This is a genomic window from Nannocystis sp. RBIL2, from assembly GCF_026626745.1.
Classification (GTDB): Bacteria; Myxococcota_A; Polyangia; order Nannocystales; family Nannocystaceae; genus Nannocystis.
On sequence record NZ_JAPNJW010000001.1, the window covers coordinates 2,325,056 to 2,347,307 of the forward strand.

At 71.9% G+C, this 22,252-nt stretch carries 10 protein-coding genes; 7 read left to right on the plus strand and 3 right to left on the minus strand.

The window, feature by feature from the left end; genetic code table 11:
- Window positions 1-35: 35 nt before the first annotated feature.
- Both OV090_RS09035 and OV090_RS09040 read left to right on the plus strand, forming a co-directional pair.
- On the plus strand, window positions 36-1,151 hold the full coding sequence (locus OV090_RS09035) for a 3-oxoacyl-[acyl-carrier-protein] synthase III C-terminal domain-containing protein (RefSeq protein WP_267703134.1): 1,116 nt from the start codon (window positions 36-38) through the stop codon (window positions 1,149-1,151).
- 221 nt (window positions 1,152-1,372) lie between these two features.
- Complete coding sequence (locus OV090_RS09040) at window positions 1,373-2,083, plus strand: response regulator transcription factor (protein ID WP_267703135.1); 711 nt, start codon at window positions 1,373-1,375, stop codon at window positions 2,081-2,083.
- A gap of 158 nt (window positions 2,084-2,241) precedes the next feature.
- Here OV090_RS09040 and OV090_RS09045 read toward each other — a convergent pair whose 3' ends face one another.
- On the minus strand, window positions 2,242-3,099 hold the full coding sequence (locus tag OV090_RS09045) for a PAS domain-containing protein (protein ID WP_267703136.1): 858 nt from the start codon (window positions 3,097-3,099) through the stop codon (window positions 2,242-2,244).
- A gap of 370 nt (window positions 3,100-3,469) precedes the next feature.
- On the opposite strand from OV090_RS09045, the gene OV090_RS09050 reads away from it, so the two are divergent.
- The 5 genes from OV090_RS09050 (at window position 3,470) to OV090_RS09070 (ending at window position 19,404) form a co-directional block, all read left to right on the plus strand.
- Window positions 3,470-4,630, plus strand: coding sequence for a zinc-binding dehydrogenase (locus OV090_RS09050; protein WP_267703137.1), 1,161 nt, complete (start codon window positions 3,470-3,472; stop codon window positions 4,628-4,630).
- Between the two features lie 66 nt (window positions 4,631-4,696).
- Window positions 4,697-14,113 (plus strand): non-ribosomal peptide synthetase/type I polyketide synthase, encoded by a 9,417-nt coding sequence (locus tag OV090_RS09055; protein WP_267703138.1) that lies wholly within the window; start codon window positions 4,697-4,699, stop codon window positions 14,111-14,113.
- Window positions 14,114-14,313: 200 nt separating this feature from the next.
- Complete coding sequence (locus OV090_RS09060) at window positions 14,314-16,671, plus strand: N-acetylmuramoyl-L-alanine amidase (RefSeq protein WP_267703139.1); 2,358 nt, start codon at window positions 14,314-14,316, stop codon at window positions 16,669-16,671.
- Window positions 16,672-16,963: 292 nt separating this feature from the next.
- Entirely contained in the window at window positions 16,964-18,274 is a 1,311-nt protein-coding gene (locus OV090_RS09065; protein ID WP_267703140.1) for an ATP-binding protein, read from the plus strand.
- Complete coding sequence (locus OV090_RS09070; RefSeq protein ID WP_267703141.1) at window positions 18,271-19,404, plus strand: hybrid sensor histidine kinase/response regulator; 1,134 nt, start codon at window positions 18,271-18,273, stop codon at window positions 19,402-19,404. The genes OV090_RS09065 and OV090_RS09070 overlap by 4 nt, the downstream gene beginning before the upstream one ends.
- On the opposite strand, the gene OV090_RS09075 is transcribed toward OV090_RS09070, so the two are convergent.
- Window positions 19,353-20,465 (minus strand): hypothetical protein, encoded by a 1,113-nt coding sequence (locus OV090_RS09075; RefSeq protein ID WP_267703142.1) that lies wholly within the window; start codon window positions 20,463-20,465, stop codon window positions 19,353-19,355. The genes OV090_RS09070 and OV090_RS09075 overlap by 52 nt on opposite strands.
- Before the next feature lie 284 nt (window positions 20,466-20,749).
- Entirely contained in the window at window positions 20,750-22,210 is a 1,461-nt protein-coding gene (locus tag OV090_RS09080; RefSeq protein WP_267703143.1) for a hypothetical protein, read from the minus strand.
- Window positions 22,211-22,252: the final 42 nt, after the last annotated feature.

Sequence of the window (22,252 nt, forward strand, 5' to 3'; positions counted from 1 at the left end):
TGCCTCGCCGTCCGGCGATTTTCCCGCGAGTTTTTATGACCTTCGACTATCCGCAGTTGAAAACCCGGCGCCCGACCATCATCGGCGCCGGCGCTTATGTCCCCGAGATTCGCATGTCGACCGCGCGGATCGCCGCGCTCATCCCCGGGTGGACCCCCGAGCGCATCACCGATCGCACCGGCATCCACGAACGGCGCTACCTGTGGGACATCGACGACGTCACCGGCAAGGCGATCGAGCCGACGCCGGGCGAGGCGCCGACCACCGGCGTCGACATGAGCGAGATCGCCCTGCGCAAGGCGCTGCGAATGGCCGGGCTGCGCTCCGCCAGCCTCGACGCGATCTTCGTCGTCACCTGCACCGCCGACCGCCCGAGCTTCAGCCAGGACGCGATGCTGCTGCACCGCCGGCTCGACTGCCGCGCCGACTGCTACGCGCTGGTGTTCGACAGCGGCTGCGGCGGCACGATGTACGTATTCGACATGGTGGCCAAGATGATCGCCTCCGGCGCGATCCGGACCGCCGCGATCGTCGGCAGCAACTTCACCTCGTCGATGGTGGATCGCTACCTCTACAGCCAATCCGTGCCGCTGGACGGCAGCGACAAGAGCATCGGCGCGTTCCTGTCGGTCTACGTGTTCGGCGACGGCGCCGGCGCGATCGTCCTCCAGGGCGAGGACGACCAGGACCGCGGCGTGGTCGCCTCGATCGCCGGCAACGAGCACCTCGACCTCGTCCTGCGCCCCGGCGGCGGCTCGCTCTTGCCGCCGCACGCGGACCGCACCCGGCCCGTCGATCTGGCGTACGTCGTCAACGGCGCGCTGGTCCAGCAGAGCTACATGCGCTGCATGCAGCAGAGCCTGGAGCACGTGCTGGCGCGCGCGGGCACGGCCGCGAGCGCGGTCTCTCGCTATTACCTGCACCAGCCCAACCAGCGCCTGCTCGAGCACTTCGCGGCCTCGATCGGCCTGCGAGGCGACCAGTTGGCGGCCAACGTCGCGCGCTACGGCAACACCTCCTCCGCGGGCATGCTGATCCTGCTGGCCGAAGATCTCGAGCGCGGCACCGTCGCGCTCGGCAGCGGCGACCTGGTGGCCTTCGCGGCGATCGGCGCCGGCGCGCACCTCGGGGCCCAGCTCGTGCACCTGTGAGCGCGCCCCGGCGATCGAATCATCACAGGGCGAGCCGAGCGACCGACGCGCGCGGACGCCTGTGATGATTCCGGACGTCGCGTTCGCGCCCCTGCGTTCCGCCTTCCGACAACATCACAGCCACGTCACAGCGGCGCGCCAGCGCGGTGAATTTCGCCGCTGCGCCGCGTCGGTGCGTATTTTCGGGCCCGCGTGTACGCTCGGACGGCCCCCCGTTCGCCATGCCCGCCTCGATCCTCGTCGTCGAAGATGAGCGCGATCTAAGGTCCGCGATCTGTCACGCGCTCACGCGCGAGGGCTTCCAGCCCCGCACCGCCGACACCGGCGCGCAGGGCCTCTCGCTGGCCCGCAGCGAGCCCGCGCCCGACCTCGTGCTGCTCGACCTGAACCTCCCGGACATGTCGGGCATCGCGGTGTGTCAAGCGCTCCGCGCCGACCCGATCACCCGCGCGCTGCCTGTGGTGATGGTGAGCGCGCGCGCAGAGGAGATCGATCGCGTGCTCGGCTTCGAGGTCGGGGCCGACGACTATGTGACGAAGCCGTTCAGCCTGCGCGAGCTGGTGCTCCGGATCCGCGCAGTGCTGCGCCGGCGAGTCCAGCCGCCCTCCGCGGCCGAGCGCGTCGCCTGCGGCCGCGTGCGCGTCGACGCCGGCGCCCAGCGAGCCTGGCTCGACGACCGCGAGCTCGCCCTCACCGCGCTCGAGCTGCGCCTCCTGATCCTCCTCGTGACCCGCCACGGCCGCGTGCACACCCGCGAAGCGCTGCTGGCCGAGGTCTGGGGCCTGTCGCCCAGCGTCACCACGCGCACCGTCGACACCCACGTGCTCCGCCTGCGCGCCAAGCTCGGACCCGCCGCCGGCCAGCTGCAGACGCTGCGCGGGGTCGGCTACCGCTTCGCCGAGACCATCGAGGGCCCCAATGACCCGGAGTGATCCCGCATCGCTCGCGACGCGCCCGGGCTCGCGCTGAAGGGGCGATGGGGGCGCCCCCGGGCTCGTACCGGCGAAACAGCGGCCGCGGGCAGATCGGCCGCTGCACACCAGTGGCGTCGCGGCCGCAGATCTCGCGCCTGCAGCTCCGCGTCGCGCGGTCAGTGGGTGACGAAGCGGTCGCTGTCCCGCAGGCACGCCTGCAGCGCGTCCTGCAGGTTGCGGTGGCTGATGAACGGGCTGATGTCGACGCCGAGGTTCGTCATCGTCTGCGCGATCGCAGGGTTCACCCCCGACAGCCGCACCTGCCCGCCGAGCAGCGCGACGGCGCGGATGATGCGATACAGCTGCTCGGCCGTGGTCGTGTCGACGGCGTCGACGCCGGTCATGTCCATGATCGCGTAGCGAGCCCGCAGTCGCACCACCTCGGCCAGCAGGCGGTCCATGATCTCCGACGCCCGCTCCGAGTTGATCGCGCCCACCAGCGGCAGCGTGATGATGTTGTCCCACAGCTGAATGATCGGGGTCGACAGGGCGCGGATCGCCTTCTGCTGCCGCGTGATCAGCTCGAGCTGATTGCGCGCGGTCTCCTCGGCGACCTTGAGCGCAGTGATGTCGCGGACCACCCCGATCGCGCGGATCTTGCCCTTGTTGTCGGCGTCGGGCATCGAGTCGCCGAACACCTGCCACCAGCGGACCTCGCGCTGACGGTTCAATACGCGGTACTCGGCGAAGATCGGCTTTCCCGTCATCAGGTGCTCGGCGATCGCCTTCGACGACGTCCCGACGTCGTCCGGATGAATCGCGTCCCACCAGCTGCTGGCGACCGGCGCGAAGTCCCGCTCGTGGTAACCGAGGAGCTCGGGGAAGCGCTCTGAATAATGCACGGGGATGTTGCGGTGGAACGCTTGCTCGGGATCGATGGCGGGGTACTCCCAGATCCCGTCGCCGGAGACGGCTACCGCCATTGCGTAGCGCTCGAGAAGACGGCGGATCTCCGTCTCGTCATTCGTCATCATCTGCCCCTGTCCTCCACGGTTCACCCTATCAGCCGGAGCCGTCGGCAGGAAGCGGTATCGTCGCCCCGGACGCAATCCGCAAATAGGCGATATCAGAGCGGTTTCGCCCGCCGCAGGGCGGACCCGGAGGCCGCCCGCGCAGCTTCGAGCCCTCGCGGCCCGGCAATTCACCGGCCCCCCGCGGTTCATCCGACCGGCACCTACACGTGCGAGCGCAGCCGGCGCCGGAACACCGATGTGAGTCTCCATTCTCCCGCTTTTCCGCGCGCCCCCTTCCGCGGCTCGGATCGGCGTGGCATAGACGATCCGAATAATGGCTGCGCATGTGGTGTAGCCATTGGGTCGAGCCGTCGAGGACGGGGGGTTTGACATGATCGAGACCGAAGCCTGGGTGCTCTACGAGCGGTCCGGCGCCACTCAATCCGCGCTGGATTCCGGCGACTTTCGCCTCGAGAAATTCTCGTTCCCCGCGCCCGCCAGCGACGAACTGCTGGTCGAACCGCTGTTCGGCAGCTGGGAGGGCAACATGACCCATTCGCTTCAGCGGCGGCCGATCGACATCTGCAGCCAGCGCCGCGAGCAACGCGTCGTCATCGGCAACGGCAGCGTCCTGCGAGTCCTGCGGGCCGGCGCCGACGTTCGTGGAATCCACGAGGGCGCGGTGGGGATTCTCTATGGCGGTCATGTGCAGGACGAGTTCGGTTACACAGTTTTGGTTCAAGGCTACGACGCTCCGGGCACCGTCGGCGTCTTGGCCAAGCGGACCAAGATCGCCGCGCGCAACTTCTTGCCGCTGCCGCTCGAATCTCAGCACCGCCTCGAGCAGTGGGCCGCGTTCTCGGTGCGCTATTTGACGGCTTGGTCGAATTATCGCGTGGCGCTCGGCGCCTATCGCCTGCAGATCGACGAGCACCTGGACCCCGCCCCGTTCGTGCTCGGCTGGGGCGGCGGCTCGACCCTCGCGGCGCTCGAGCTGGCCCAGCGGGCGGGTAGCCGCACTGCGATGGTGTCCGGCAGCCCCGGGCGGCTCGCCGAGCTCGGCCGCAGCGGGATCGTCGGTATCGACCGTCGGGCCTTCGCCGACATCGAACTCGACGAATCCCGCTATCACAGCGACCCCGACTACCGCGAGGCCTACCGCGCCTCCGAACAGGCGTTCCTCGCCACGGTGCGCGACTGGACCGGTGGGCGCGGCGCGGCGATCGTGTTCGATTACATCGGCGCCCCGGTGTTCCGCGCCAGCGTCAAGGCGCTGGCCCGCCAGGGCGTGCTGGCGACCGCCGGCTGGCTGCTGGGCATGCAGATGACGATGAACCGCGCGATCGAGTGCATCGGCCGCCACGTCCACGTGCATTCGCACTACATCCGTCACTCCGACTCGCCGGCCGCCATGCACTACGCCGAGCGCGAGGGGTGGATGCCGCAGGTGTCGGAGATCTATTCCTGGGAGGAGATCGGCCGCCTGGCGCGCGACGCGGCCGCCGGGCGACTCCGCTCTTACTTCCCGGTCTACCGCGTCAATCCGGTCTGATCGGGGCACCGCGGCGTCAGGCGCGTGGTCGTCGTACCACGATGATTGCGAAAAAGGAGTGTCGTCATGAGCTCGGGACAGTCCCTGGACGAAGTTCGGGCCGACTCGCACCAATCGGCGGTCGACTGGGCCGGCTCGCTGGCCGGCGCCCCGCCGCGGCTGGAGCTGCCGGGCGAATGGTGGCAGGCCGGTGAATGCGCGCAGTCGGAGGTCGAGCTCCCGCTCGACGCCGAGACCGCCGCGGCCCTGCGTGAACTGGCGACGACGCTCGACGCGCCCCCGGCGGCGCTGCTGCTCGCCGGCCTGTGGCTGGTCCTGGCGCGCCACACCGGTCAGTCCGATCTGGTGGTCCTCGCCCACTGTCGCCGCGGAGGCCCGATGGTGCCCGCGCGCGGCCGCGTCGAGCCGGGGCTCCGCTTCCGCGAGCTCGTCCGCGCCGCGCAGCAGGCGATCCGCGACGGCGCCGAGCGCCCGGCGAACCCGGCGGCGATCGTCCGCGCCGCGGCGGCCCGCGGCCTCGAGCTGGAGTTTCAGCTCGCGTTCTGGCTCGACGAGGGCGGCGATCCGCCGCCGCGCGCCGGCGAGGACGAGGCCGGCGGAGCCGCGCTGGTGTTCGTCGCGAATGTCGGTACCACGTCGCTCTCGCTGCGCGCGTCGGTCGGCGCCGGGGTGGCGATCGCCGCCACCCGGCGCGTGCTCGCTCGCTGGCAGGTGCTGCTGCGCGCCGCCGCGGACGAGCCCGACGCCCTCGCGGACGCGCTGCCGCTGCTGCCGGCGGACGAGCGCCGTCGCGTCCTTCACGAATGGAACGACACCGCGATCGATCTGTCGGGCGAGGTCTGCCTGCAACGATTGATAACGGCCCAGGTCGCGCGTTGCCCCGATCGCGTCGCGGTCGTCGCCGAGGAGGGCAGCTGGACCTACGCCGAGCTCGACCGCCACGCGAACGCCATCGCCGCGGAGCTGCGTAGTCGCGGCGCGCGTCGCGGCTCGTTGGTAGCAGTCTGCGCCGACCGCTCGCGCGAGCTGCTCGCCGGCCTCCTGGGCGTGCTCAAGGCCGGTGCTGCCTACGTCCCGCTCGACCCCGATCACCCGCGCGAGCGCCTCGCCTTCATGCTCGCCGACTGCGGCGCCCGCCTGATCCTGGCCCAGCGGCGGCACGCCCTGGCCCTGCCGGCTTCGCCGAACGCGATCGTCGTCCTCGACGAAGCGCGGCGCGACGCCGACCCAGTGCCCGACGACGTCACGCCCGACGATCTGATCTACGTGATGTACACCTCGGGCTCGACCGGCCGGCCCAAGGGGGTCATGAACATTCACCGCGGGGTCGTCAATCGCCTGCTCGACATGCAGCGCACCATCCCCCTCGGGCCGGACGACCGATTGCTTCAAAAGACCCCGTGCGGGTTCGACATCTCGGTCTACGAGTTCTTCTGGCCGCTGCTGGCCGGCGCGACCGTGGTGATGGCGCGGCCCGGCGGGCACCGTGACCCGGCCTACCTGGTCGAGGCGATCCGCGCCCACGCCATCACGACGATTCACTTCGTGCCGCCGATGTTGGCCGCGTTCCTCGAGCAGGTCGACCCGCGCGCCTGTCGTTCGCTGCGCCGCGTCCTGTGCACCGGTGATATCCTCGCGCCCGCGCTCGTGCGCACCTGTCACGCGCGGCTCGACGTCGAAGTCCACAACCTCTACGGCCCGACCGAGGCCGCCATCGAGGTCACCGCCCATTGTTGCGAGCGCGGCGTCGACCTCGCCGCGATCCCCATCGGTCGACCGATCGCCAATTGCACGATCTACGTGCTCGACCGCCGCGGCGAGCCGGTCCCGCCCGGCGCCCCGGGCGAGCTCCACATCGGCGGCGTGCAGGTCAGCCGCGGCTACTGGGGCCGCCCCGGCCTGACCGGCGAACGCTTCGTGCCCGACCCGTTCGCCGCGGCGCCCGGGCAGCGATTGTATCGCACCGGCGACCTGGCCCGCTGGCGCAGCGACGGCGTGCTCGAGTTCCTCGGCCGTCTCGATCATCAGGTCAAGATCCGCGGCGTCCGCGTCGAACCCGGCGAGATCGAGGTCGTCCTGCGCGAGCACCCCGCCGTCCGCGACGGCCTGATCGTGGTCCACGACGACGGCGGCGAGCGGCGCCTGGTCGCTTACGTCGTGTTCGCCGGCGAATCACAGCACACCGGCGCGGCCGCGATCGCCGAGCTGCGCGCGAGCCTGGTCGCGCGCCTGCCCGCGGCCATGGTCCCCGCCGCGTTCGTGCCGCTGCCGGCGATCCCGGTGCTGTCGAACGGCAAGATCGATCGCAACGCGCTGCCTCGCCCGAATGCGCATCACTTCGCGGGCCCCACCGAGCGCGTCGCGCCGCGCAACCCGCTCGAGCGCGCGATCGCGGAGATCTGGCACACAGTCCTCGCCGCCGGCTGCGGCGTGACCGATGATTTCCTGGCCGTCGGCGGGCACTCGCTCCACGCCGCGCAGATCGTCGCCCGCCTCAAGCGAACGCTCGGCAGCGCCCTCTCTCTGGCCGAGTTCTTCGCTCACCCGACGATCGCCGGCCAGGCCACGCTGCTCGCCGATCGTCGCCCCGCCGACGAGGTGGCCATCACGCCCGCGGCGAACACGGGCGAGCTGTCCTTCGCCGAGGAGCGGCTGTACTTCCTCCACCAGCTCGCGCCGCAGAGCCCCGCCTATCATTGCCCGCTGGCGTTTCACATCACCGGCGAATGCGACGAGGCGCGCCTCGACGCCGCCCTGCGCGCGCTGATCCACCGCCACGAGGTCCTGCGCACCCGCTACGTCGACCACGCCGGCGCGCCGCGACGGGTGATCGACGCCGACGAAAATTTCGAGCTCGCCCGCCTCGACCTCGGCCATCTCTCCCCCGCCGATCGCACGGACGCCCTCGATACGGCCCTCGCCGCCGAGGCCGGCCGCCCCTTCGACCTCGCCGCCGGTCCCCCGCTCCGCGCCGGTCTCGTGCGACTCGCCCCCGACGCGCGGGTCCTGTGGCTGGTGCTGCACCACATCGTCACCGACGCCTGGACCGAATCGATGCTCTTGCACGAGCTCGGCCGGCTGTACGACGATTCGGCCGCGAGCGACGCTCCGCCCGCCCCGACTTACGCCGATTACGCGGCCTGGCAACGCCGCGCGTTATCCGGCGAGCGTCACGCGGCCGCGCTCGCCCGCTGGCGGGCCCGACTCGCCGGGGCGCCCTCCCTGCTCGCATTGCCCACCGACCGCCCTCGCGGCGACGCCCCGGCCCATCGCGGCGCACGCGTGGCATTCACCGCCTCGCCGGCCGCCCTGGCCCCGCTGCGCCGCCTGGCGCTGGCCGGCGGCGCGACCCTGTCGCAGGCCATTCTCACCGTATTTGCGGCCGTCCTGCGACGATTTGCCGACCAGGACGATCTCGTGATCGGCTTGACCGCCGCGGCGCGCGGCCGGGTCGAGCTCGAGGCGGTCGCCGGCTTCTTCGTCAACACTCTGCCGATCCGCCTCGACCTCGCCGACGACCCCACGCTGCCCACCTTGCTCGCGCGGGTCCGCGACGCGGTGCTCGCAGCCCACGAGGACGAGCACGTCCCGTTCGAGCAGATCGTCCGGGCCCTGCGCTCGCCGGGCGACGTCGGCGGCTCGCCGCTGGTGCAGGTCGCCTTCGCGCCCCAGCCGCCCGGCGACGGCGGCCTGCACCTGCGCGGCTGCACCGTGCGGCCGCTCGACGTGCACGCCGGCGGCGCGATCTTCGACCTCACCCTGCTCACCCGCGAAACCGCCGAGGGCGGCCTCGAGGCTTTCTTCGAATATGCCACCGATCTGTTCGACCGCTGGCGCATCGAGCAGCTCGCGCGGGCCCTCGAGGCCGCGCTCGCCGGCGTCGACGCCCCGGCTTCGTCCGCCGCCGAGCTGCCGCTGATGTCCCCCGCCGCCGAATCGCAGCAGCTCCTGCGCGCCTGCGGTCCGCGTGCGCCAGTCGTACATTCGAGTGGAGTCCATGCATTCGTCGAGGCGCAGGTCGATCGCACCCCCGACGCAGTCGCCCTCGTCAGCCATGACGAGATCGTAACCTATACACAATTGGAGCGCCGCGCCAATCGCCTCGCCCATCACTTGCGCGCGCTCGGGGTCGGCCGCGGCAGCCTCGTCGGCGTGGTCGCCACGCGCACCAGCGCCACCTTCGTCGCGGTCCTGGCGATCCTCAAGGCCGGGGGCGCCTACGTCCCGCTCGATCCGTCCTATCCCTCGCAGCGGCTCGCCTTCATCGTCGAGGACGCAGCGCTGCGCTGGATCGTCGCCGAGCCCGACGCCGCCGCCAGCTTGCCTCCGCACGCAGCGAAGCTCGTCGCGCCCGACGCAGCGCACGCCGCCGACGAGCGGCCGATCGCCGACGTCGGCGCGGACGACCTCGCCTACGTCCTCTACACCTCGGGCTCGACCGGGCAGCCGAAGGGCGTGGCCATGACGCACGGCCCGCTCGCCAACCTCACCGGCTGGCACCTGCGCCACGCGCGGCTCGGGCGACCGGCGCGGACCCTGCAGTTCGCCTCGCTCAACTTCGACGTCTCGGCGCAGGAGTTCCTCTCGACCTGGGCCACCGGCGGCGCCCTGGTGCTCGTGTCCGAGGACACGCGCCGCGACGCGCGGGCCCTGCTGGCCCTGCTCGAGCGCCACGCTGTCGAGCGGCTGTTCCTCCCGTTCGTGTTCCTGCAGCACCTCGCCGAGGCTGCGAGCTCGGAGCGTCCGCCGGCCACGTTGCTCGACGTCGTCACCGCCGGCGAGCAGCTGAAGATCTCCCCGGCCATCCGCGACCTCTTCGCGCGCCTGCCGCATTGCAGCCTGCACAATCACTACGGCCCGACCGAGGCGCACGTCGTCACTGCCCACATTCTCACCGGTCCAGCCGCGGCGTGGCCGCTCCTGCCGCCGATCGGTGCCCCCCTCGACAATACGCGGATCTACCTGCTCGACGCCGACCACCGCCCCGTCCCGCCGGGCGTGACCGCCGAGCTGTACATCGCCGGCGCCGCGCTCGCCCGCGGCTACCTCGGTGGGTCCGCGCGGACCGCCGAGCGGTTCGTCCCCGATCCGTTCGTCGCCGGCGAGCGGATGTACCGCACCGGCGATCGGGCCCGCAGCGATCCCGACGGCAACCTCGAATACGTCGGGCGCGGCGATTCGCAGGTCAAGCTGCGCGGGATACGAATCGAGCTCGGCGAGATCGAGGCAGTCCTGGCCCAGCACCCTGCAGTCGCCGCCGCAGCCGCAGTCGTGCGCGAAGATGTCCACGGGGACAGGCGCCTCGTCGCCTACGTCCTCGCCCGCGCTCCGCTCGACCTCGCCGCGCTGCGCGACCACCTGCGCGCGCACCTGCCCGAGCCGATGCTGCCCGCCGAATTCGTCGAGCTGCCGCAATGGCCGCTGCTCCCGAGCGGCAAGCTCGATCGCCGCGCCCTGCCGCTCCCGCGGGAACGCGCCCCGGCGTCACGACCCGCCCCATCCTCCGGCACCGGGCTCGAACTACAGATCGCCGCGATCTGGCGCGACGTGTTGCAGCTCGATCAGGTCGGCCTCGACGAGCGCTTCTTCGACCTCGGCGGTCATTCGTTGCTGCTCGCGCGCGTGCGGGCCGAGCTCGAGCGCGCGACCGGGCGCGCGATCGCCATCGTCGAGCTGTTCCGCCACCCGACCATCCGCAGCCTCGCCGCCCACCTCGGCGGCGCCTCCTCTCAGCCAACCATTCATAAATCCCCCGCGCCGCGAGCGAACGCCGACACCCGCGCGATCGCCATCGTCGGCATGGCCGGGCGCTTCCCCGGGGCCGCCAGCGTCGACGCCCTGTGGGAAGCCTTGGTGGCAGGCCGCGAGCTGATCTCGTTCTTCACCCGCGAACAGCTCGAAGCTGCCGGCGTCGATCCGGCGCTGGTGCAGGCCCCGCGGTTCGTCCCCGCGATCGGCGTCATGCCCGACGCGATGTGCTTCGACGCCGCCTTCTTCGGCTACAGCCCGCGCGAGGCGAGGCTCCTCGATCCGCAGCAGCGAGTGTTGCTCGAGGTCGCCTGGGCCGCGCTCGAGCACGCCGGCTACGCCCCGCGCGGGGTCGACGGCGCTGTCGGCGTATTCGCCGGCTCCGAGGTCCCGCGCTACTGGCTCGAGCGCCTCGGCACCCCCGGCGGCCCGCTCAGCATCGAGGAGTACGAGGTCGGCTTCGGCAACATGAACGACACCCTGGCCACGCGGGTGTCCTACGAGCTCGGCCTGCGCGGCCCCGCCTTCACCGTGCAGACCGCCTGCTCGACCTCATTGGTGGCAGTCCACGTCGCCTGTCAAAACCTCGTCACCGGCGAATGCGACGTCGCGCTCGCCGGCGGCGCAGTCGTCATGCCCCCCGATCGCCTCGGCCACGTCTCCGAGGGCGGCTCGGTGGTCGCCCCCGACGGCCATTGCCGGCCGTTCGACGCCGACGCCCAGGGCATCGTCGGCGGCAACGGCGTCGGCCTCGTCGTGCTCAAGCGGCTCGCCGACGCGGTGGCCGACGGCGACACGATCCACGCGGTGATTCACGCCACCGCGATCAACAACGACGGCGCGCGCAAGGTCGGCTTCACCGCCCCGAGCGTCCCCGGCCAGTGCGAGGTGATCGAGCGCGCGCTCGCGGTCGCCGGCCTCGAGCCGGCCCAGATCGGCCTCGTCGAGGCGCACGGCACCGCCACCCGCCTCGGCGATCCGATCGAGGTCGCCGCGCTCACCCAGGCCTATCGCCGCCGCACCGCCGCGCGGGCCTGGTGCGCGCTCGGCTCGATCAAGGGCAACATCGGCCACCTCGGCGCCGCCGCCGGCGTCACCGGCCTGATCAAGGCCGCCCTGGCGCTCGCCCGCGAGGCCATCCCGCCGACCCTGCACTTCCGCGCCGCCAACCCCGAGCTCGCGCTCGACACCAGCCCGTTCTTCGTCAATGCCGATACATTGAACTGGCCCAGGAGACATGTCCCGCGATTCGCCGCGGTCAGCTCGTTCGGGGTCGGCGGCACCAACGCGCACGCGATCCTCGGCGAGGCTCCCCCCTCACCGGCGACCGATCCGTCGCGGCCGGTGCAGCTGCTCGTGCTGTCGGCGCAATCGCCCGGCGCTCTGACGACCGGCGCCGCTCGCCTCGCCGACGCCCTCTCCCGCCCCGACGCCCCCGCGCTGCCGGAAGTCGCCCACACCCTCGCCCGCGGCCGCACGCCTCTGCGGCGCCGCCTGGCAGTGATCGCCCGCGACGCCGACTCGGCAGTGCGCGCCTTGCAGGGGGTAGATCGGGTCCGCCTGGTCGAGGGCGTCGCCGGCGAGAGGCCGCCGCGGATCGCGTTCCTGTTCCCCGGCGGCGGCACCCAGTCGCTCGGCATGGGCCGCGAGCTTTATTTTGGCGACCCGGCCTATCGCGCCGAGTTCGACGCCGCCGCCGACCGCTTCGCAGCCCTCCTCGACGTCGACGTCCGCCACCTGCTCTACGCCGCCGACCCCGACGCGGCAGCCCGCGAATTGCTGCGACCCACGCGCTTTCTGCCGGCGATCTTCTGCTGCGAATACGCGCTGGCCCGGCGAATGATGGCACTCGGCGTGGTACCGGCGGCGTTGACCGGCCACAGCCTCGGCGAATACACGGCCGCCGCGATCGCCGGCATCCTCTCGCTCGCCGACGCCGCCCGCCTTTTGGCCACCCGCGCGCGCCTTCACGAATCGCTGGACGTCGAGGCCGGCCTGTTGGTCGTCGCCCTGTCCGAGGCCGCGCTCGTGCAGCGCCTCCCGCCCGGCCTCGACCTCGCCGTCGTCAACGCGGCCGACAGCTGCGTCGTGGCCGGGCCGCTCACCGCGATCGACACCTTCGAGGCAGCGCTCGCCCGCGACGGCGTCGAGTCGCGCCGCTTGCCGGTCGCCGGCGCCTCGCACTGCGCGCTCGTCGAGCCGCTGATTGAACCGCTCGTCGCCTGCGCGCGCCAGCTCTCGCTCGCTGCGCCGACGATCCCGATCGTCTCCAACGTGACCGGCGACTGGCTCGGCGACGACGACGCCCGCGACCCGCAGCACTGGGGCCGACACCTGCGCGGCACGGTGCGCTTCGCCGCCGGCGTCGGCCGCCTGCTCGCCGATCCCGAGCTCCTGCTCGTCGAGGTCGGCCCCGGTCGCACCCTCGCCGGCCTGGCCCGCCGCCACCCCGACGCCGGCGCCCGCCCGATCCTCGCCACCATGGCCGCGCGCGGCGGCAACCTCACCGACCTCGAAGCCTTCACCCACGCGCTCGGCCAATTGTGGTGCCGCGGTGTCGACATTCGCTGGGACGTCCTGTTCGCCGGCGAACGCCGCCGCCGCGTGCCACTGCCGACCTACGCGTTCGAGCGCGTCCACCACGAGCAGCCGGCGCAGCGCGGCCGCCCCGCGCGCGCAGTGCCGGTGATTCCCGACGCGCCGCTCACGACGATCACCGCGGACGCGACGGCTCCGACCGATCTTGTCGAGCGCACCCTCGCAGGCGTGTTCGCCGACGTGCTCGGCGTCCCGCCGCCGGGCCCGGCCGACAACTTCTTCGACCTGGGCGGCTCCTCGTTCCTGGCCCTGCGCGTGCGGGTCCGCATCGAAGAGCTGCTCGGGGTCAAGCTGCCGGTGCACGCATTCGTCGAGCACCCCACGATCGGCGGGCTCGCAGCATTAATCCGCACCCGCCTCCCCGAATCCCCCGTCGCGCCGACACCCGCGCGCGAGCGGCTCACGGTCACGTTGCGGCCGGGCCCGGGCCGGCGCCTGTTCCTGCTCCAGCCGATCGGCGGCACCGTCTTCACCTACCTGCCGCTGGCGCGGAGGCTCGATCCGTCGCTGCACGTCATCGGCGTGCGCGCCTCGGGCATGGAGCCGGGCGAGCCCGTGTTCGCGCGCATGGACGAGCTCGTCGCGCATCAACTCGCCGAGGTCCGGGCCGCACAGCCGCACGGGCCCTATTTGCTCGGCGGTCACTCGGCGGGCGGCGTCATCGCCTTCGAGCTCGCGCGGCGGCTGCTCGCCGAGGGCGAACGCGTCGACCGGGTCGCCATGCTCGACACCGCCTCGCTCGCGCTGTCGCGGCGGCTGGTCCTGCTCGACGACGACGACGTGTTCCAGATCGCCGAGCGCATGCGCAACGAATCGTCGCTCGCCTACGAACAATTCGCGGCGACCCTGCGCGACGACCCGGCCTTCCGCGGCCTCGTGCGCGCCACCTGGAGCGCCCTCGCCACCTGCGATGCGGCCCCGCTCGCCGCCGACGTCCTTTACGTCAAGGCCCGCGTGCAGCCCGACCCCGACGAACGCCACGCCGACCGGGCGTGGATGGAGCTGGTCGACGGCGCGTATACCCGCGCCAGCGTCGACGCCGATCATTTCTCGATGATGGACGAGCCCGCCGTCGCCGAGGTCGCGTCGGTGATGAACGCCGCCCTCGCTGATGACCGCCGGCCATCCTCGAAGTAGCGCGTCGTCCCGGGGACCATCGCAGGGCCCTTGCCGCCCCGCCGTCCGCGAACCCCCGATCGCGCGCGCCGGCCCCCACGTGAACGAGGGCTTGCGACCCGCAATCACGGCAATCATGGACCAACCAGCGAAACATGTTTCTCCGCGTCACGCGGCCCCGCTCTTGTGATCGCGCGCGCTCTGGCCTATAGCCGCAGACGATGCTGCGACTCGTCTCGACGCGCGCCCTCACGATCCTCTCGCTGCTCGCCCTCGCCTGTGAGAGCGACGGCGGCCGCGAGAGCGGCGAGACCGGCGATCATCCGATCGACGTCCCCGACCCCGTCGATCCGCCCGAGGCCGACCCTGGCGAATACCTCGAGGGCATCGAGGGCGAGTTCATCCGCGCCGCCGAGGAGTTCGGCGTCCCGGTCTCCCTGCTCAAGGCAGTCGCCTACGTCGAGACCCGCTGGGAGACGGTCGAGGGCCAGGTCGAGTTCGACGGGCGCGACGCCGCCTTCGGGCCGATGGCGCTGCGCGCCGCCAACCAACAGCGGGCCGCCGAGCTCCTGGGCGTCGACCTCGACGCGATCAAGACCGACCGCGAGACCAACATTCGCGCCGCCGCGGCTGTCCTGCGAGACATGTCCGATCAGGAAGGCATCGACCGCGACGACCTCGGCGCGTGGGCCCTGGCGATCGCCGCTCTGGCCGCCATCGGCGACGACGCCGCCAGCGTCGGCTACATCCACAACGACGTCTACGGCCTGATCAAGAACGGCCTCGTCGTCACCGACCACGACGGCAACGTGATCTCGGAGATCCCGCCCGAGCCCGACGTCGAGCCGCAGTACACCCCTCCGGGCGGTCCGACCCTGGCCACCAACCCCGACCACGCCGGCGCGATCTTCCGCAGCTCGCCCAACTACGGCAGCCGCCCGGCCGGCGTCACCGGCGAGCGGCGCATGGTCATCATCCACTCGTGCGAGGGCGCCTACTCAGGCTGCTGGGGCTGGCTCGTCAACAAGGACTCGGGCGTCAGCGCTCATTACGTGGTCAAGGAGGACGGCTCGGAGATCTCCCAGCTCGTCAAGGAGGACAAGCGGGCCTGGCACATCGCCGCGAGCTACGACAAGAGCCTCAACGGCGGGCAAGAGTCGCAGCTCCACGGCACCAGTAGCAACAACTTCACCGTCGGCATCGAGCACGCCGGCTACGCCAAGCAAGCCGACTGGAACGCCAACCTGATCGAGCAGTCGGCCAAGCTGGTGTGCGACGTCACCAAGCGCCAGGGCATCCCGCGCGACAAGTACCACGTGGTCGCGCACGGCCAGCTGCAGCCGAACAACCGCATCGACCCCGGCCCCAATTGGCCGTGGGCCACGTACTTCAACAAGATCGAGGCCGCCTGCGGCGGACAGCCCGAGGACCCGCCGCCGGAGCAGCCCGACCCGAACGAGCCGCCGCCCGACCCGCAGGACCCGCCGCCCGACGATCCGCCGCCGCCGATGAACTCGGATCCATCCGAGATCATCGTCGACAGCAGCAACGGCAACAACGATCCGGCGCGCGCCAAGTTCACCGCCTCCGCCAATTGGTCGGCGACCGCCGCGACGCCCGGCTTCTACGGCAGCAACTATTTGTTCGCCGCCGTCTCGCCGATGTCCGACGCGGCCGAGTTCTCGTTCTACCTCGCGGCCGTCGGCAGCAAGAAAGTCGAGATCTGGTACACCAGCGGCACCAATCGCGCCCCTGACGCGCCGATCGTCGCCTTCGACGCCCAGGGCAAGAACCTCGGCACGGTGAAGGTCAACATGCAAGCAGGCGGCAAGGCGTGGACCGCCGTCGGCACCTTCGCCTTCACCGCCGGGTGGAACAAGATCGCGGTGTCGCGCTGGACCACCGGCAATTACGTCGTCATCGCCGACGCCATCCGCGTCACCGCGGCCGGCGACGATCCGCCGCCCCCGCCGCCGAACGGCGACCCGACCTACGATCAGTTGCTCGCGCTGACGCAGAGCTGCACGCAGCTGCCGGGCACCACCAAGTTCAAGACCGACTCGGCCGCGGCTGCCACCATCCCGATCTGCCAGCTCGACGGCGCGGTGTGGTGGCGCGCCGACGCCGACATCGACTGCGACGGCGCCCCGGACCCCAAGTGCACCGTCGACCCGTACTACCAGCCCGAGACCTCGGCCAAGGACTCGCTGGGCAACTTCATCAACGCGGCCAAGACCGCGTTCCTGGTGGTGCCGCTGCCGAGCAACGGCTTCGACCCCAAGACCTACGGCATCAAGACCGGCTGGTCCGGCTACGGCAGCGTCGGCGCGATCCTCTACAACGGCAAGCTGATCTACGCCCCCTACGCCGACGCCGGCCCGGCCGGCGTCATCGGTGAGCTGTCGTACCGCGCGGCCGAGCTGCTCGGCATCCCGCCGAGCCCGATCAACGGCGGCGTCGCCAGCGGCGTCACTTACATCGTCTTCACCGGCGCCAACTACGTCGACCCGATCGAGAGCCAGTCCGCCGCCGACGCGCTCGGCAAGCAACTGGCCGCCCAGCTGCTGGTCGACAACTGACCTGCGCATTCCGCCATGTCCTGGAGAGCATGTACCTCCGGACATGCGCCTCCGGGCCTCCTCGACCGGCCTCACCCGCGCCGCGGCCGCGCACATGTCCCGAGGGGCATTGTGCGCAGGAGCACCGTCCGGACCCGCGGCGGCCGCGCGAACGGCGAGCGTCGCGCTGCCGCCGAGGCCGTCAGGGCCCTGGAGCGGCCGTTTTTCACGTGTGAGGAGCCCCCGCGCCGGGGCCCACCGCCGCGGCCTGCGCCACTTGGCGTCGCGCATTCGGGCGCGCAAAATTCGGCGCATGGCGGACGTCTCGCACCTCGAATCACGGCAGGGGCACCTGATCGCCGTCGTCCAGGAGTTGTCGCTGGCCCGCTCCCTGGACGAAGTCACCGCGATCGTCCGTCATGCCGCCCGCGCGCTCGTCGGGGCTGACGGCGCCACCTTCGTCCTGCGTGACTGCGGTCAGTGCTTCTACGCGGACGAGGAGGCGATAAGTCCGCTGTGGAAGGGCAAGCGGTTCCCCATGGAGCTCTGCGCCAGCGGGTGGGTCATGCAACGCGCGCAGCACCTCGTCATCGAGGACGTGTTCGTCGACCCGCGGATCCCCGGCGACGCGTATCGACCCACCTTCGTCAAGAGCATGGCGATGGTGCCGATCCGCAAGGCCCGGCCGATCGGCGCCATCGGCACGTACTGGGCCCGGCACCGCGTCGCCGGCGAGGACGAGGTGCGGCTGCTGCAAGCGCTGGCCGACAGCACCTCGATCGCGCTCGAGAACGTCGAGCTCTACAACGACCTCGAGCGCCGCGTCCGCGACCGGACCGCCCAGCTCGAGGCGCTCAACGACGAGCTCGGCGCGTTCGCCTACGCCGTCTCGCACGACCTGCGCGCGCCCCTGCGGGCGATCGCCGGCTTCAGCCGCGCGCTCGACGAGCGCTGCGGCGCGCAGCTCGACGCCCGCGGCCGCGACTGTCTGGACCGCGTGCGCCGCGGCGCCGCCCGCATGGATCGCATGATCGACGACATGCTCGACCTCTCGCGCGTCGGCGGGGGCGCCGACTCACCGCGGCGGCAATCGATCGACCTGTCCGGGCTCGCGCGCAGCGTCGCCGCCGAGCTGCAGGCCGGGCACACCACCCACCGCGTGTGCGTCGTCGTCCAGGACGGCCTCGACGTCCTGGCCGACGCCGGCCTCGTGCGCCTGCTGCTGCAGAACCTGCTCGGCAACGCCTTCAAGTTCACGCGCCCGTGCGCCGAGCCCATGGTCGAGGTGGGCGCCGAGGTCTCGCCCGCCGGCGAGCGGGTCTATCACGTGCGGGACAACGGCGTCGGCTTCGACGCCTCCCGCCAGGAAGAGCTGTTCGGGCCATTCCGCCGCCTCCACGACGCCAGCGAGTTCCCCGGCGACGGCATCGGCCTCGCCACGGTGCAGCGGATCGTCCGGCGTCACCGCGGCCGGATCTGGGCCGAGTCTGCGCCCGGCAGCGGCGCCACCTTCTTTTGGACCCTCTCGCCCGCGAGCGTCGATCCTGTCCCTCAGGACATCCGCAGGGACTCGGACGCGCGGCCTCGCGGCGGCGCCGAGCCGGCGCTGGTAGGCGCCCGGTGACCCGCCACCTCGCGGTCATGGTCGTCGACGACGACGAGGAGGACGCCATGCTCCTCGTCTACGAGCTCGAGCGCGGCGGCTTCGACGTCCGCTGGGTCTGCGTCGACACCGCCGAGGACATGCGCGACGAGCTCGAGCGCGGCGGCTGGGAGCTCGTGCTGTCCGACTGCGCCATGCCGCGCTTCAGCGGCCGCGAGGCGCTCGACGAGCTCCACGCCTCCGGCCTCGACCTGCCGTTCATCGTCGTGTCCGGCGCCATGCGCGAGGAGGACGCCGTCGACGCCCTCCGCGCCGGCGCCCACGACTTCATCGTCAAGGGTCGGCTCGCGCGGCTCTTGCCCGCGGTCGAGCGCGAGCTGCGAGAGGCCCAGCTGCGCCGGCGCCAGCGCGAGACCGAGGCGCGGCTGGCCGAGACGGAGAAGCTGCGCGCGCTCGGCCTGATGGCCGCCGGCATCGCTCACGACCTGCGCAACATCTTCACCCCGCTGACGCTGCACACCGGCCTGCTGCGGCGGCTCGTCGCCGACCACCCGCAGGCCATGCATTCGCTCTGCAAGCTCGAGCACGGCCTGGCGATCGGCGTCCAGGTCATCGATCGCCTCAGCGGCTTCAGCCGGCGCGGCGGCGGCGTCGAGACGGTCACGGGCGCGCTCGCCGAGCTCGCCCGCGAGGCCGTCGAGCTGTGCCGTCACCGCTCGCCCCCGCAGGTGCGGCTGGTCGTCGACGAGACCTCGCCGACCCCGCCGGTGCAGATCTGCCCGGGCGAGTTCACCTCGGCGCTGGTCAACCTGATCGGCAACGCGCTCGACGCGGTCGAGACCGTCGGCACCGTCACAGTGCGCACCGGCGCCGGCGCCGGCGGGGCCTACGTCGAGGTCGTCGACGACGGCCCCGGCATCGCCGCCGAGGTGCAGGCGCGCATGCTCGAGCCCTTCTTCACCACCAAGGCGGAGGGCACCGGCCTCGGGCTAGCGATCGTCCGCGCCTTCGTCGACCGTCACGGCGGCAAGCTGTCCTTCGAGACAGCCCCGGGCGCCGGGACCTGCGTGCGCATGTGGTTCCCGACGCTCCTCGCGGCTCAGGCCGCGCCCTTGAACGGGGCCGCCGGCGCCGCCTCGGGGATGCCGTAGAACAGCCGGGCCGCTAGCCCGCCTTCTTGCAGCACGCGCTCGGCCGCTGCGCCGGCGATCAGCTCGATGCGGGCGCCCGCCGCCATCGCCAGCTCGGGCAGGTTCACCTGCAGCTCGGGCTCGGCCAGCGGCCAGGGCACCAGGAGCAGCTCGACCTGCTTGTTCTTCAGGCAAGCGAGCACCGTGGCGATCCCCAGCGCCCCGCGGCCGCCGGCCTTGGCCAGGTCGACCACCTCGTCGACCAGCGCGCACTCGTGGGCCCGCTCGTGCTCGAGCGCGTGCGGCATGAGGTGGTCCCACACGGCCTGGTCACTGAGGTGCATCTGCGTCGGCACCACCGCGATCACGGCCTTGCGCACCGTGTAGTGCATGAGGCCCTGGACCGCGTGGGCCGACGTGTCGATCCCGCCGAGCAGGATCCGCTTGGCACCTGTCTCTTCGAGCAGGTTACCGCATTGCTCGGCGACCTGGCGGTAGAACCGGCGCGTATGGTCGCTGATCGTCGCCTCGAAGGCGTCGCGGTTGTTGCCGCCCTGGGTGTAACCGCCCTCGCCGCGGCCGGTCGCCGGCAGGTACTTCGGCGGGAAGTCGTACTCGCGCACCTCGTTGTAGCGGGTGCCGCCGAGGCCGGCGCGGCCGAGGTTGGCGACGAAGAAGCGGACCTTCTCCGAGTCGACCAGGGCCACCACGTACGGCTCGTACTCGTCGAGCAGCCACAGCAGCGAGGCCACCGAAGGGCGGCCGAAGTGGCACTCGGGCTGGACGATCGGGACCTGCAGCCGGAGCACCTCCTCGGCGCCCGGCGTGAAGAAGGCCGCGACCGCCTTGCACTCCGGCCGCAGCGTGGCGAAGAACTGCTCGGCCCGCGCGATCAGCTCCGCCGCCGCCGGGTCCTCGTGCGCCGCCTTCAGGTCGCGCAGCGAATTCTTGAGCCAGATCCGCCAGCCGGGCGTCCGCCCCTGGTTCTCGAACAGCGAGGGATCGACCTGCGCGTAGATCGACAGCGTCTTGTCGGCCGCCGGTTGGCTGAGCACGCGATGGACATCGGTAAGCTTGAGCATGCAGACCTCGTTGCCGCGAAGTCTGGGCAATCGGCGCGCTCGTGCAAACCCGGGAGCAACCTCTGCCGGACCAGGCGGCCGGTCTCGGGCAATCGTGGCAGACGCGACCGCCACGCCGCGAGGCGAGCGCCGACCGGGCGCGATACGTGCGCACCATCGATTCGCCGCCGACGACGGCTCGCCGGCTTCGGCGAGCACGGCGGTTCCGGAACATCCATTCTCGAATCCGGCCGACCGCGCGAGCGGGCCCGGCCGGGCGCTCGACGAATGGCATGACTCGCGGCTCAGCGTCGGCGCCGGCGGACGAACGCCATGAATCCTGCCACCATCACCAGCGCGTCCGGCCGCCCCCCGGATTCGCATGCGCAGCCCGAGCCGGCCGGATCGTCCTGTTGGCTCGTATCCCCGCCGTCGCTGTCCCCATGCGTCCCCGCGGTCGCCTCGGAATCCCCGGCCGTCCCCGTGCTCCCTGCGGTCTCCCCCGGCGTCCCCGTGCCGCTCGTCGTCGGCCCGCTCGTGCCCGCGGTGCCGGTCGTCGGCGCGCCGGAGTCGTCCCCGCCGGTCTCCGTCGTCGTCCCGGTCGTCCCGGGCCCGCCCGTCGCATCCCCGCCGGTCCCCGGCGTCCCCGTCGATTCCCCGTCCGTCGCCGAGACCCCCGTCAATTCCCCGTCCGTCTCCGACGTGCCCGTCGATTCCCCGTCCGTGCTCGCCGTGCCCGTCGTGTCCCCGTCGGTGTCCGTCGATTCCCCGGTGGTCCCCATCTCGGCCGGCCACGGCTCGCATTCGTCGGGCTGCCAGACATCACCCTGGACGTTGCACTCGTACGGCGAGCCCGCGCACAGCGCGGCCAGCTCGGCCGAAGGATCGACCTCCTGCTTCCCGAGCGACCCGACCACGTCGTCCCCCACGCATTGCGGTTCGGACAGCACCATCTCGCCGCTCGCCAGGTTGCGCACCTGAACCTGCAGGCACACCGGCGCGAGGCTGGAGGTCGCCGGATCTGCGCCGACGAAAGTGGCCCCGGGCACCCCGTCGACCACCAATCGGCGCGACGTCATCGCCAGAGTCGACGCCGGCACGCCCTTCGTCGTCATCGTCACGCCCAGCCGGCCCTCACCCATCAGCGTCGCGCACGCGCCCTTGTTCCACTTGATCTCGATCTCGCAGTCGTCGGTCTCGAACAGGAACGGGATCGCGTCGTCACAGCAGACCAGCGCGTCGAGCTCGGCGATCTGCGGCGTGATCGTCACTATCCCCTGCGTCTCGGTCGTCAGCGTGGCCAGCGGCGCCGCCGGCCCCGCGTCGGCGTGGAACTCGAACACCAGCGGCAGCAGATCGGGCCCGCACGCCTCGCCCTCCGGATCTTCGTCCGGGTTGTCGAGCGCGCCCTCCACCTGGTACGTGGCCCCCGGCACCAGCGGCGCGGCCGGGCGCCAGATCAGCACGTCATCGATCCCGGTCGTCTCGATCGCCCCTGCGATCGGCTGCCCGTCGCGCGTGACCGTGAACGTGATCGCGTCGAGCCACTCCGCCTCGGGCGAGGGCCCGGTCTGCGTGCCCTGCAGCACCAGCACCCCGTCGATCGGGATCGCCGCGGCGTTGACCGGCGCCAGCGCGGCCCATTGATCGGCGTACCAGCACGGCCCGTGCTGCGGCCCCGGCGAACAGGCGGTGGCCTCGGCGGGCACCAGGGCCGCGCCGGCCAGCGGAATCGAGACGGACAATGCGCATAAGGAGAGCCGCATGGCCCCATTTCTATCCGAGATCACCGCCCCGCGGCGCGGGCT

Bases quoted from the DNA above. Each gene is read 5' to 3' on its own strand.
- OV090_RS09040 (WP_267703135.1), top strand. From the start codon at position 1,373: ATGCCCGCCTCGATCCTCGTCGTCGAAGATGAGCGCGATCTAAGGTCC.
- OV090_RS09060 (WP_267703139.1), top strand. From the start codon at position 14,314: ATGCTGCGACTCGTCTCGACGCGCGCCCTCACGATCCTCTCGCTGCTC.
- OV090_RS09045 (WP_267703136.1), bottom strand. From the start codon at position 3,099: ATGATGACGAATGACGAGACGGAGATCCGCCGTCTTCTCGAGCGCTAC.
- OV090_RS09055 (WP_267703138.1), top strand. From the start codon at position 4,697: ATGAGCTCGGGACAGTCCCTGGACGAAGTTCGGGCCGACTCGCACCAA.
- OV090_RS09080 (WP_267703143.1), bottom strand. From the start codon at position 22,210: ATGCGGCTCTCCTTATGCGCATTGTCCGTCTCGATTCCGCTGGCCGGC.
- OV090_RS09075 (WP_267703142.1), bottom strand. From the start codon at position 20,465: ATGCTCAAGCTTACCGATGTCCATCGCGTGCTCAGCCAACCGGCGGCC.
- OV090_RS09065 (WP_267703140.1), top strand. From the start codon at position 16,964: ATGGCGGACGTCTCGCACCTCGAATCACGGCAGGGGCACCTGATCGCC.
- OV090_RS09050 (WP_267703137.1), top strand. From the start codon at position 3,470: ATGATCGAGACCGAAGCCTGGGTGCTCTACGAGCGGTCCGGCGCCACT.
- OV090_RS09035 (WP_267703134.1), top strand. From the start codon at position 36: ATGACCTTCGACTATCCGCAGTTGAAAACCCGGCGCCCGACCATCATC.